Source organism: Streptomyces sp. NPDC058964, from assembly GCF_042741275.1.
In the GTDB taxonomy this organism is placed as follows: domain Bacteria; phylum Actinomycetota; class Actinomycetes; order Streptomycetales; family Streptomycetaceae; genus Streptomyces.
This window is the reverse complement of sequence record NZ_JBHYKH010000134.1, coordinates 6,602-18,947: the sequence shown is the minus strand read 5'-3', so window position 1 is coordinate 18,947 and position 12,346 is coordinate 6,602. Positions and strand designations below refer to the sequence as shown.

The following is a 12,346-nucleotide window of genomic DNA, read 5'->3' as shown; positions in this document are numbered from 1 at the left end:
TGTCTTGGCACCGGCGCCGGGGCCTCACCCGGGTTGGGCCCCCGTCCACCGAGCGGAGCCCACCGGTCGACGGCACCGGGCACGCCCCGGAAGAAGGCGAGCACGCGTCAACGGCGCCGCAAAGGCAGTGTTGTGTGTGAGGGACGCCCTCCGTCCCGTATCGCCGGACCGAGTATGACCGAAGGGAAGGAGAGTCGCCGTGGCCGCCCGTACGCGAGCGTCGCATGCCGTCGTCGAGGAGCGGCGGAAGGCCGTCCTGCGTTACGTCGCCGAACATGGTGAGACCCGCATCAACGACCTCGCCGAACTCTTCGACGTGAGCCTGATGACGATGCACCGGGACCTGGACGACCTAGCGGGGCGGCATCTGCTGCGCAAGGAGCGCGGACGCGCCGTCGCCTTCCCCGCCCTCACCATGGAGATGGCCACCCGCTTCCGGGAGAACAGCGCCCTCCTGGCCAAGACTGCCCTGTGCGCAGCCGTCACCGACCGGATCAAGCCGGGCACGACGGTACTCATGGACGACTCGACCACCCTGTTCCCGCTTGTCCCCGTACTGGCCAGGCTGGACCAGCTTCATGTCGTCACCAACTCGGTCGGCCTGGCGCAGCGCCTCGGTTCCGAGTCCAGGGTGAACATCACCCTGCTGGGCGGGCGCTACCGCGGCGACTTCAACTCCTGCACCGGTCCCGCAGTCACCCGCGCGCTGTCCCAGATCCACGCCGATCTCGCGCTGATGTCCGCCACCGCGATCCTGGAGGGACGGCTCTTCCACCCCATGAACGACTATGTCGAGGTCAAGCTGGCCATGCTCGCCTCCGCCAACCACGCACTGCTCCTGGCGGACCACTCGAAGTTCGGCAAGACCGCCACGTACGCCTACGGCACCGTGGCCGACTACCAGGCGGTCATCACCGACACCCACACTCCCGAGGCCGAGCTTGCCGCCATGCGCGACCTGGGCGTGCCCGTGGAGACGGTCGCCCCCGCAGAACAGCCCGCCTCGTGACGCAGACCCTGTTCGAAACGCCGAGTGTCTACCGCCCCAGCGACGCCGAGATGGCCGCGCCAGTGCCCCAGGTGCAGGCCGTGCTCTTCGACTTCAGCAACACGCTCTTCCAGATGATCCCCCTGGGGACTTGGCTCCGCCGAGTGGGCCGCGCATCCGGCCGCCTCGCCCTGCTCGACGAACCCGGCGCCGAGGCCGAGATCTCCCGCCAACTGCGCACCGCCTTCCGACTGCCTTCGGTCGCCGCACTGCAGCAGGGTCGCGACCTTTCTCCCGAGCGGCACCGGCAGGCCATGCACGGGTGGTGGCAACACGTGGACTTCCTGCGCGGCGCGCAGGAAACGGCCTACCGGGCACTCACCGCCCCGGATGCGTGGACCCCGTACCCCGACACCGAGCCCACCCTGCGCGCCCTCCGCTCCCGCGGCCTGCGCGTCGCCATCGTCAGTGACTTCGCCTGGGACCTGCGCACCCACCTCGTCCACCATGGGATGGACACCTTGATCGACAGCTGCGTCATCTCCTACGAACAGGGCCGCGAAAAGCCCGATCCGCACCTGTTCTTCAAGGCGTGCGCCGATCTTGGAACCGAGCCCCGCGCCACGCTCATGGTGGGTGACAATCCGGTCCGTGACGGCGGTGCAACCGCCTGCGGCATGCGGACCTACATCCTGCCGGCCGAGATTCGAACCGGCGAACGCGGCCTCTCGGACGTCCTCCGGCTGGTACCCCGAGGGCAGCCGCGCTGAACCTTCCGGCCGGCGAACGGCCGTGCTCTCGCCGCGGCTCTCGACAGCGCCGTCGTGGCAATGAGAACGGACGGCCCCCTCGACGAGCTGTCCACCGGTTACCCCGCCGACGCGTTCGGCGACGACCCGACGGCCATCCCGGTGTGGAGCGCCAAACGACCACCACCGCTGAACTGCCGACGGGCGAGCACGCCGAGCTGCCTGTCACCCCGCCCGGACGGGCACTGCCGGTCGCGGCTGCCGCGGTGGCGGGAGTCGCGGCACCGTGACGCCGACCGTGACGACCGCCGGCTGCGTCATCGGCCACTGCCCGCCCCAGCCTGACGACGGTTGTCGTGGCCGGGGCCTGGGGTCCACCGCCGTGCTCACACTCCCCCGTCGCGCTGCGGGCCCTACGATCCGGCCGAGCGGCTGCGGCCACGTGGTCCGCAGGGCACCCGGTCACGGCCCGGCGCGCCGCGGACGAGTCACGCGAGACCGCCTGGACGGTTCCGGGCTGGTGCCTGGCCACCGCCGTGCTGCTGGGCTCTTTGGTTCCTGTTCGCCAACCAGCGGGTGGTGCAGGAAACACTCTTCGGCACCGGGGTGATCAGGCTCAGCCTGAGGGACATCACGCGCCTCTGGCCTCTCACCGCAGGCCGTCCTCGCCGAAGTGACCGGCGAGGAGCCCAGTTTGCGTACGGGGCGGGGGCTCGTCGGCAGGTGGGCGCCGCCGTGTCGACCGCCGCAGGGAGACAAATGACCCAGCGGCACCGGGGCGGCAGACGACGAACGCAGGCTGGACGTGGAGGGGCCGACAGCGTGTGTCGCCGCACTTGCCGGCCGAGAGCACGGTCACTGAGCGGCACACCACGACGGCCTGGAGAGAGGTGTCACGGCGATGCCCCCTACGGCCAGTCAGCTGTCGCCTGCGACGGCAGGCCGCTTCGGCCGATGCGACATGATTGATGCCGGGAACAGCGCTCTCAGCGCTGAGCCGAAAGTACGCTGCCCCACCCGGCCCGTCCAGTGCCCAGGACCCGGACCAGTCACTGACCAGTCATGCTCCGCAAGGGACCGTCTTGCTCGGGGCCGCCGGGGGCCCTGGCGTTCAGGAGCGTCGAGCCATCAAGCGCTGTGATCCGGCCACGAAGACGTCCACGCCCCACGGAAGCACGGACTCGTCCCTGGCGAAGATTCTTTCCGGACCTGCGTGCAGCTGCCCGGTCCGGGACGTGCCGTCAGGAGGGGCCAGGGCCCGTCCGGTCCGCGGGGTGGAACACCGGACAGGCCCTGGTGGACAGGTGGATGGCTACAGGGAGAGCCAGACCGCCTCGTCGGGTGCGAGCAGGCTGTCCTCAACGGTGCCGCTGGCCAGCAGGATCGAGGTGTGGTCGGGGAGCCGGTAGGGCGTGGATGCGAGATTGACCACGGCGACGAAGCCCGGTTCACGCCGGAAGGCGAGGACTTCGGTCGGGGCCTCCAACCAGGTCAGGCTGCCGTCGCCGAGAGCGGGGTGTTCGCGGCGCAGGCGCAGAGCCGTGCGGTACAGCTCCAGCATGGACGTCTCGTCCCCGGTCTGTGCCTCCACGCTCCGCTCACCCCAGCCCGTCGGCTGCGGCAGCCAGGGAGCGGCGGAGGTGCCCTCGGGGCTGAAGCCGAACGGAGCGGTCTGCCCGGTCCAGGGGATCGGTACCCGGCAGCCGTCGCGTCCGCGGTCGGAGTGTCCGGACCGCTCCCAGATCGGGTCCTGCAGCACTGTCTCGGGCAGGTCCTCGACCTCGGGCAGGCCGAGTTCGTCGCCCTGGTAGATGTAGGCGCCGCCGGGCAGGGCGAGCATCAGCAGGGCGGCGGCGCGGGCGCGCCGGGTGCCCAGTTCCAGGTCCAGGGAGCCTTCGGGGCGGTAGGGCTCGTTGGCCAGCCACCGCTTGACCGTCTTGCGGCCGTATCGGCTGGGGTGGCGCATGACGTCGTGGTTGGACAGCACCCAGGTGGTCGGCGCGCCCACCGCGCCTAGCATGGCGAGGGAGTCGTCGATGACCGCGCGCAGGTCCTTCGCGTTCCAACTCGACATCAGGAAGTCGAAGTTGAACGCGGTGTGCAGGCCGTCCCGGCGGACGTAGGCGGCAAGCCGCTCGGGGGTGTCCGCCCAGGCCTCGGCGACGAAGGAGCGGTCGCCGGGGAACTCGTCGGCCACTTTGCGCCAGGCACGGTAGATGTCGTGCACCTCGTCGCGGTCCCAGTGTGGGTGATCGACGTGCTGCCGGGGCTGCTCCTGCGCGGGATCGTGGGAGACGAGCGGGCCCAGCCGGGCCGGCTCCTGGCGGGGTGGCAGGTCGGGCAGTTCGGGGTCCTTGACGAGTCCGTGGGCGACGTCGATGCGGAACCCGTCGACGCCCCGGCTGAACCAGAACCGCAGTACCGACTCGAACTCGGCCCTCACCTCGGGGTGTTCCCAGTTGAGGTCGGGCTGCTCGGGGGCGAACAGGTGCAGGTACCAGTCACCGTCGGGCAGCCGGGTCCAGGCCGGTCCGCCGAAGCACGAGACCCAGTCGTTGGGTGGTTCGACGCCGTCGGGTCCCCGGCCGGGCCGGAAGACGTAGCGCTCCCGCTCGGAACTGCCAGGTCCGGCGGCCAGAGCCGCCTGGAACCATGCGTGCCGGTCGGAGGTGTGGTTGGGCACGATGTCGGGGATGACTCGGATTCCGTGCCGGTGCGCCTCCTCGATGAGCTGCTCGGCCTCGGCCAGGGTGCCGAACAGCGGGTCGATCTCTCGGTAGTCGGCCACGTCGTAACCGTGGTCCGCCATCGGCGACTTGTACCACGGGTTGATCCAGACGGCGTCGACGCCGAGCGACTTGAGGTAGGGCAGACGGGAGCGGATGCCGGCGATGTCACCGACTCCGTCGCCGTTCCCGTCGGCGAAACTGCGGATGTAGACCTGGTAGATGACGGCGCTGCGCCACCACGGTGCGGTACCGGACATACTGCTGCGTTACTCCTTGGAGGATGAGGGCAGGAGGGCGGGCCGCCCGGTTCTACTTCGCCGCGCCGGCGGTGAGTCCGGCGACGATGCGGCGCTGGAAGAGCAGCACCATGACCACCAGAGGGACGGTGACCAGCACACCGGCCGCCATCTGGCTGCCGAACGGGGTCTCGAACTGGGTGGCACCGGAGAACTTCGAGATGGAGACCGGTGCCGTCTGCATGACAGGCTTGTTCGTCATCGACAGGGCGATGAGGAACTCGTTCCAGGCTGCGATGAAGGTGATGATCGCCGTGGTGAAGATGCCCGGCGCGGCCAGGGGAACGATGATCTTGCGGAAGGCCTGGCCACGGGTACAGCCGTCGATCATTGCGGCCTGCTCCAGCTCGTCCGGCATCTGCCGGAAGAACGTGGTCAGGTTCCACACCGCCAGCGGCAGCGCGAACGACATGCTCGGCACGATCATGGCCTGATAGGTGTTGATCCAGCCGATGTCCGTGAACAGCTTCAGCAGCGGCACCACGATCGACACCACCGGGAACATCGAGGTGGCGATGATCAACGTGAGGATCAGCCGCTTGAACCGGAACTCCAGCCGAGCCATCGCATAGGCGGTGAACGTGGCCAGCAGCAGCGCAAATGCGGTGGTGATGCCGGCGACGATCAGGCTGTTGAGCAGCGCATGTGTGAACCCCTGGGACGGGTCGAACACCGCGCGGTAGTTCTCGAACGACACCGGGGAGGGAAGCAGCGAGGTGTCGAAGATGTCCGAGGTGCGCCGCAGGCTGGAGACCAGCATCCAGTAGAACGGGGCCAGGCAGTAGGCCACCACCAAGGCGACACCCACGTACAGCAGCCGAGCGCGCCATTTCGCCGTGACGGTCATGCCGTCACCTCCGCACGGCGCCACGCCGTGATACGCCGACGCACGTTCCTGCCTTCGCCTCTGCGTGCGGCGCCGGCGACGACGAGGTCGGCGCCGAGCAGCCGGACGAAGGCGAGAGCGATGAGAAAGACGTAGAGGAAGAGGAGCACCGCGTAGGCGGAGGCCGGTCCGAAGCGGACGTTCGAGGCCTCGTTCTGCGCGAGCATGGACAGGGTCTCCACCGAGTTCTTCTGTGCGCCGATGAGGATGTACGGCAGGTCGAACATCCGCAGCGCGTCCAGGCACCGGAACAGCACCGCCACCAGCAGCGCGGGCTTCACCAGGGGGAGGGTGATGTGCCAGAACTGGCCCAGGGCGCTTGCCCCGTCGATCCGGGCCGCCTCGTAGACCTCCTTGGGAATCACCTGGAGGCCGGCCAGGACCAGCAGCCCGATGAAGGGCGCGGTCTTCCACACCTCGGCGATGATCACCGCGACCTTGGCATGGAAGCCTTCAGTGGTCCACAGGATCTGATGGCCGATGACGGCGTTGGCGATGCCGTCGCTGTTGAAGATCCATCGCCACAGCAGTGCGGAGATGGCCGTGGGGACCGCCCAGGGCACGAGGATGCCGGCCCGTACCAGGGCCCGGCCCCGGAAGGCCTTGTGCATGATCAGGGCCATGGCCACACCGATCACCGTCTCGAGTCCCACCGTGACGACGGTGAAGAAGGTGGTGTTCCAGAAGGCGTTCCAGAACCGGTCTCCGGCCGCGCCGAAGATCTCGGTGTAGTTCTTCAGCCCGACGAACGGCTCGCTGGTGCGGATGAAGCCGGTCTTCGGGTCCAGCCCCTTGGTCCCGTACAGCGACTCCTCCAGCGCCATGACCGTCGGATAGAGCACGACGATCGACAGCACCAGGAGCGTCGGGGACACCAGCAGTGCCGCCATCCGCCCCGAGCCCGCGGTCGCCCTGGTCCGCGTGCGCCGACGGCTCGTTGATGTGGGGGGCCGGCCTGCAGGACTGTCGGCCGAGCTGCCGGGCTCGTCCGCAGCGGTATCGGGCGGGGTCTTGGTGTCGGTCATGGCCCCGCTCCTCACTGGGCCGCGGACTTCTGCAGGCTGCTCTGCAGGTCCTTCAGCGCCTGCGCGCTGCTCTTGCTGCCGGTCAGAGCGGCGTAGGCCTCCTGCTGGATCGCCGATGTCACGTCGCCGTACTGCACGGCGCGCGGACGCGGCACGGCCCGCAGGATGGACTGCTTCAGGACGGGCAGGTACGGGTACTGCTTGACCAGCGAAGGGTCGTCGTACAGGTCCGCGTACGGCGGGGCGAGGGAGGCGTCCTTGAGGAACGTACTCGAGCTGTCCTCGCTGCTGAAGAACTTCATGAAGTCCAGAGCCGTGGCCTTGTTCTTGGCGAAGGACGACAGGGCCAGGTTGTGGCCGCCCAGGCTGGAGGAGCCGGGTCCGTTCAGGCCGGGCAGAGGTGCGACCGTGAACTTGCCCGCCACCTTGGACTTCTGGGCCAGGGAGTACATGTACGGCCAGTTGCGCAGGAATATCAGCTTCCCGGACTGGAACGCCTGACGGCCGTCCTCCTCCTGGTAGGTGATGGCCTCCTTGGGGATCGTGCCGTCCTTGACGGAGCCAGCGAGGAAGTCCAGGCCCTTCTTCGCCTCGGGGGTGTCGACGTCGGGCTTGCCGTTCGCGTCGGTGACGACACCGCCCGCGGAGTTCACGGCCTCGGCGAAGTTCACTGTCAGGCCTTCGTACTTCTGGAACTGGCCGGCGTAACAGGACATGCTCCTGGCCACGGGCAGCTTCTCCACCTTGGCGCAGTCGGCAGTCATCTCCGACCAGGTGGTCGGAGGCTTGGTGACTCCGGCCTTCTTCAGCAGGTCGGTGCGGTAGTACAGCACTCCGCCGTCCGAACTGGCCGGGGCCGCGTACACGTTGCCGCGGTACTTCGCCGTCTCCACCACCGGCTTCAGCATCTTCTGCAGCGGGAACTGCTTCTCGGGCAGCGGGTCGATCCACTGGTGGGCGGCGAACTCCGACGTCCACACGACGTCGAGGGAGAGCACCGTGTAGGCGTCGGACTTCGTCTCCGCGTTCTGGATCATCTGCTGGCGCTGCGAGTCCGCATCCGTCGGCAGCTGGATGAAGGTGACCTTCTCCTTCGGGTGCAGCTTGTTCCACCGGTCGATGACCTTCGGCACGACGCCGGAGGTGTCCTTGCCCGCCACGTACGTGATGGGTCCACGGCCCTGGAACGACGTGCTCCCGGCCGGCTTCCCGGAGCCGCTGCCCCCGGACGAGCCGCAGGCGGTGAGGAGGAGTCCGGCGGCTGCAAGCGTTGCCGAACACTGAAGGGCTCTGGTGGTTCTGGTCTTCACTGTCTCTCTCCTGGTCGTGCGGAACCGAAGCGCGGCTGACAGTGTTGTCACGACGTTGCACGCAATGAAAGTGCAGGTCGAAGAGTCGAAAGGTGGCTACCTGCAAGCGGGTTCGACCCCGTTGAGACAACGCTTGCACGCTAGGAGTGCACCTGCGGGAAGTCAATGCGTAACTTGCCGGTAGTGAAGGCCGATTTAGATGAGTCGCACATCATATTTACTGCCAAAACGGGCCAAAATCCCTGTATCGGATGTCATGACAGCGCTGTCACGAGTCAGCGAACAGAAGAGCGGACGTGTGCTAACTTCCGCTCATGTCATCCGCTCAACGACTCCCCACGATGGCCGACGTCGCCGAACGGGCAGGGGTCTCCACATCCACCGTCTCGCGCACCCTGCGCGGCCTGCAGACCGTCTCGCCGGAGGTCCGCGCCCGGGTCGAAAAGGCCGCTCGCGAGCTGAACTTCGCGGTCTCGCGACAGGCCGCGAGTCTGGTCACGGGCAAGACCGGCGTCGTGGCGGCGCTCGTGCCGACGCTCAACTCGTGGTTCATGGGGTCGGCGCTGTCCAGCCTGGGCCCGCTGCTGCGCGCGGCCGACATGGAGCTGACCGTCTACGTGATACCCGACATGACCGAGCGCACCGCGTTCTTCGAGCGCCTCCCGGCCCGGCGGAACGCCGACGCGCTGGCCGTGTTCGGGTTCGACCTCACCGAAGAGGAGACCGTGCGGCTGGACGACCTCGGAATGCCGGTCATCTATGTCAGCCAGCACGCCGAAGGCCGCCCGAGCGTGTACGTCGACGACGTGGCCGGAGCCTGCAAGGCCACCCGGCACCTGCTCAACCTCGGGCACCGCCGGATCGCCTTCGCGCCGACCATGGGCGCCAGCGGCTTCTGCTTCAGCTCGCGCGAACGGCTGCTCGGCTACCAGCAGGCGCTCACCGAAGCGGGCATCCCTCTGGACGACGACCTGGTGGTCACCATGTCGTTCGACGACAAGCGGGACATCACGGAGGGGGTCGGGAAGCTGCTGAGCCTGAGGGAGCCGCCCACTGCGATCTTCGCCGAGATGGACGAGTTGGCCATCGCCATCATCCACTCCCTGCGAAAGGCTCAGATCCGGGTGCCCGAGCGGATCTCCGTCATCGGCTTCGATGACCACCAGATAGCCGAGTGGACTGACCTGTCCACCGTCGCCCAGTCACCTTCGGACATGGGCCGTCTGGCCGGCGAACTGGCCCTGAAGCTCATCCACACATCCGACACGGACCACAGCCAACACATCGTCCTCCCCACGCACTTGATTCCCCGGGCCACCACAGCCCCGCCCCCTACCCCCGAGGGGGAGCGCGAGGGCGCTTCCGAAGGTCGGCACGCCTGAAAGCCAGTCACAGGCGAGGAGGACACCTGGATCAGCACCGCACGGTTTCGCTGACGCGAGGCCACCTGGCTCAAGAGCTCCAGCACATACAGGTCCGACCCACCAGATCATCTGGTCGCCGCACGCGCTCGCCGACGAGCACCGGAGCGACCACAGTGGACGTCGGCGCAGGCGCGGCGCGCCCTCCCCCGCAGCAGCTTCGGGAGCGCCCCCAACGCACGACGGGGCGTGATCGCCGCTCCCGCCCGACCTGTCTGCTTGCCAGGCTACCGCCCTAGATGTCGTGCCGGTCAGCGAGGATCATCGCCACATCGTCCGCCAGGTCACCCTCGGTATGACGGATCAACGCCTGGTGCAGTTGCTCCAGGAATTCCGGTGGCGTGGCGTCGGCGCGTATCCCTTCCATGGTTTGCGGCAGAGTGAAGAAGTCGCCGTCCTGATTGCGAGCCTCGATCACGCCGTCGGTGTACAGCAGCAGACGGTCACCGGGCATGTACGGATAGCTCTCAGGCTTGCCGGGGAGATCGGTGGTGAGGTCTTCGAGGCCGAGGGGCGGCGACGGCGAGGACGGCATCAGCGCCGTAGCCCTGCCGCGGCGCAGCAGCAGCGGCGGCGGATGCCCCCGGTTGATCAGCTGCACCACGGGCTCGTCCGGCACCTGTGCGATGAGCGCAGTGGTGAACCCTTCCAGAAGAACTTCCGACTCACACGCACCCGGCACGAGGACTTCCCGGCGCAGTGCAGCCGCGCAACGGTTCATGACCTCCACGAGGTCATCCTCATAGTGCGCGGCTTCCCGGAATGCGCCCAATGCCACTGCAACGGCTCGGATCGCGGACAGCCCCTTGCCCCGAACGTCCCCCACGATCATCCGGACGCCGTACCGCGTCTGCACAGCCTCGTACAGATCACCGCCCACCCGGGCCCCCGTCCCAGCGGCCAGGCACAGGCTGTCCGCCAACACCGGGCCCAGTCGCGCGGGCACGGGCCGCAGCACGACCTCCTGAGCCGCCACGGCGATCCGGCGGACCTGGTCGAGCTCTCTCCGTCTGCGCGCCTGCACGGCGCTGCTGGTGATGAAACCAGCCACGGAGACCAGTGCCAGAGCCAGGAAATTGGTATAGACCTGAAGGGTGCCCCAAGCATCGTTATAGGTCGCTGTGGTCACGCTGATCGCCAGTGTGAGAGCCGCCGCCGCGGTAGTGCCCTTGGGTCCCATCGCCACTGCCGCCAGCGCCGGGACCGCGGTGAGAAGGGGGCCGGTATAGATGAAGTGCGCGGGCGTGAGCTCGATCACCAGCACGGCCAGCGCGATCAAGAAGGGCACACACTGCATCAACATGAAGAGACCGCGGCTATGACCCCCTGCTCCTGGCCGAGGAAGAGAGCGCGAGACCGACTGCATGCACCAAGCCTGCCTCGCTGAAGCCCACGACTCCACTCTGCCGCCGGACCACCCTGGGCATCCCGAGGACCTGGCCGGCTCGTTTCTCTTGGTGTCTTGTCCGGCCGACAGACTCGGCCGGCCCGCCGAGTGCTGCGGGCGTCGGCCGGGAGGTGGATCTTGGTGGTCGGTCCGCTGCCGGGCCGGCCGATGGCATGGTCGGCCGGTTCGCCGGCCCGGGCCCCCTTTTTGCGGGGCCCGGTCGCGTGCTGGTGAGCTCGCACGATCGTGGAGTCCACCGACACGGCCCAGGTCAGGTCCTCGTCGGCGTCGGCCTGGGCCATCAGCGCGGTGACGGCGAGCTGAACTTCGGCCTCGTCTCCGGAGGCAGGTCGGTCAGCCCGTCGCGCAGGCACCGGTCCGGAGGATTGACACCGGCCGCGTGCACGCGAACGAGCACCTCACCCGGCCCCGGCTCGGGAATCGGTACTCGTCGTAACGCAGAACCTCAGGGCGGCGGTCACGCAGGTCCAACCGTCGCTGCGGGGGCCGAGCCTCACCACGACAATCCGCAGACCGGGCACTGCCCATCGCCGTTCAGCGGGGTCGTGGTCGACGACCTCCACACCATGCCCCGTGAAGAACACCCGCACGTGTGACGCAATGGCCGCGGCGGCCGACAGTTCTTCCTCGCTCACCGCGCGCTCGTCCCAAACCACGGTCGACTGCTGGTCGGTGACGTAACGTCAGGAAAATTGGAGCCTCAACCGCGCATACGCGCATCAGACGTCCCTCCCCCGGTGTCACCGTCGGAGCCGTAGGGGGTTCACGAGCGGGGCTGACAAGCTCTGCCGACGAAGCACCAAAAGTCGCTTCCCGAAAGCGGGTTGAGCGCTTCCCGTCACTTCCCCGGTTGCGGGCTCGTGCCGGGCGTGTGGCACGCCTCAACCGGCGATCAAGGGCTCTCCGCGGGGTCTTCCTGGACCGGTCCCCTCGGAATCCCCGGGACCGTACGTGGAGGGGCTGTCGGCGGCAACCATCCGTGTCCGGGAGGTTCGGTTGCCGGCACAAAGCGCGTCCGATCTCGGCGGGGCATGCTGGCGCGGCACTGACACACCATCCCACCGCCCATTTTGCTGGTTTCGGCACCGCAGGTGCCGCGGAGGTGAATCCCTGTGCAGCACCGTGCCCCTTCCCCTGTCCCCGACGAGGAACCCCCCACGACGGAGTCAGACACGGCCCGTCGCATTGCCCGGATCGGAGCGCTGACAACAGGTCTGCTCTTCACCGCCTGGGTCGTCGACTACATCGACCGGCTGGTGATCGCCCTGGCACTTCCCGACATCGGCAAGGCCTTCCATGTGGACAAGGCCGAGCAGGGCCTGGTCGTGACCGTCTTCTTCATCGCGTATATGGCCTGCCAAGTGCCGGGAGGCCTAATGGCGGACCGCTTCGGGTCCCGGCCGATGATGGTGACAGCCCTGGTCGCCTGGTCGCTCTTCACCGGGTTCACCGGTTTGGTTTACAGGGTGACAGTTAAACATCATGTCACCCAACACTAAAGACGAAACGCTGGCAAATTAACCACCACCACCCA

Annotated in this window: 10 protein-coding genes and 1 pseudogene; 5 read left to right on the top strand and 6 right to left on the bottom strand. The window is 68.0% G+C overall.

All coding sequences use genetic code 11. The features are described from left to right. The first annotated feature begins 199 nt into the window (after positions 1–199). The 3 genes from ACFW2E_RS18645 to ACFW2E_RS18635 are packed head-to-tail and all read left to right on the top strand — an operon-like array spanning position 200 to position 2,082. Complete coding sequence (locus ACFW2E_RS18645; RefSeq protein ID WP_384467678.1) at positions 200–1,009, top strand: DeoR/GlpR family DNA-binding transcription regulator; 810 nt, start codon at positions 200–202, stop codon at positions 1,007–1,009. Then, a complete protein-coding gene (locus ACFW2E_RS18640) occupies positions 1,006–1,758 on the top strand; it encodes an HAD family hydrolase (RefSeq protein ID WP_384467676.1) in 753 nt (250 codons plus the stop codon). Before ACFW2E_RS18645 ends, ACFW2E_RS18640 begins: the two co-directional genes overlap by 4 nt. Before the next feature lie 54 nt (positions 1,759–1,812). Further along, positions 1,813–2,082, top strand: coding sequence for a hypothetical protein (locus ACFW2E_RS18635; RefSeq protein WP_384467674.1), 270 nt, complete (start codon positions 1,813–1,815; stop codon positions 2,080–2,082). 967 nt (positions 2,083–3,049) lie between these two features. Here the strand turns inward: ACFW2E_RS18635 and ACFW2E_RS18630 are convergent. Genes ACFW2E_RS18630 through ACFW2E_RS18615 form a run of 4 tightly spaced genes read right to left on the bottom strand, consistent with a single transcriptional unit; the run spans position 3,050 to position 7,983 of the window. After that, the gene (locus ACFW2E_RS18630; RefSeq protein WP_384467672.1) at positions 3,050–4,723 is read right to left on the bottom strand and encodes a glycoside hydrolase family 13 protein; all 1,674 of its coding nucleotides are present in this window, start codon (positions 4,721–4,723) and stop codon (positions 3,050–3,052) included. 52 nt (positions 4,724–4,775) lie between these two features. Next, positions 4,776–5,609 carry a carbohydrate ABC transporter permease gene (locus ACFW2E_RS18625; RefSeq protein WP_384467670.1) on the bottom strand — a complete coding sequence of 278 codons (834 nt, stop codon included), beginning with the start codon at positions 5,607–5,609 and terminating at the stop codon, positions 4,776–4,778. Next, the gene (locus ACFW2E_RS18620) at positions 5,606–6,673 is read right to left on the bottom strand and encodes a carbohydrate ABC transporter permease (protein ID WP_384467668.1); all 1,068 of its coding nucleotides are present in this window, start codon (positions 6,671–6,673) and stop codon (positions 5,606–5,608) included. The genes ACFW2E_RS18625 and ACFW2E_RS18620 overlap by 4 nt, the downstream gene beginning before the upstream one ends. A gap of 11 nt (positions 6,674–6,684) precedes the next feature. Then, positions 6,685–7,983, bottom strand: a complete 1,299-nt coding sequence (locus ACFW2E_RS18615; RefSeq protein ID WP_384467666.1) for an ABC transporter substrate-binding protein — start codon at positions 7,981–7,983, stop codon at positions 6,685–6,687. Between the two features lie 314 nt (positions 7,984–8,297). Between ACFW2E_RS18615 and ACFW2E_RS18610 the strand changes: the two genes are divergently transcribed. Next, positions 8,298–9,365 (top strand): LacI family DNA-binding transcriptional regulator, encoded by a 1,068-nt coding sequence (locus tag ACFW2E_RS18610; protein ID WP_384467664.1) that lies wholly within the window; start codon positions 8,298–8,300, stop codon positions 9,363–9,365. A gap of 274 nt (positions 9,366–9,639) precedes the next feature. Here the strand turns inward: ACFW2E_RS18610 and ACFW2E_RS18605 are convergent, their stop codons facing one another. Next, positions 9,640–10,692 (bottom strand): PP2C family protein-serine/threonine phosphatase, encoded by a 1,053-nt coding sequence (locus ACFW2E_RS18605; RefSeq protein ID WP_384467662.1) that lies wholly within the window; start codon positions 10,690–10,692, stop codon positions 9,640–9,642. 212 nt (positions 10,693–10,904) lie between these two features. After that, positions 10,905–11,099: pseudogene (locus ACFW2E_RS18600) on the bottom strand (IS5/IS1182 family transposase); the annotation flags it as partial. Between the two features lie 825 nt (positions 11,100–11,924). On the opposite strand from ACFW2E_RS18600, the gene ACFW2E_RS18595 reads away from it, so the two are divergent. Beyond that, positions 11,925–12,311, top strand: coding sequence for an MFS transporter (locus ACFW2E_RS18595; protein WP_384467660.1), 387 nt, complete (start codon positions 11,925–11,927; stop codon positions 12,309–12,311). Positions 12,312–12,346 lie beyond the last annotated feature (35 nt).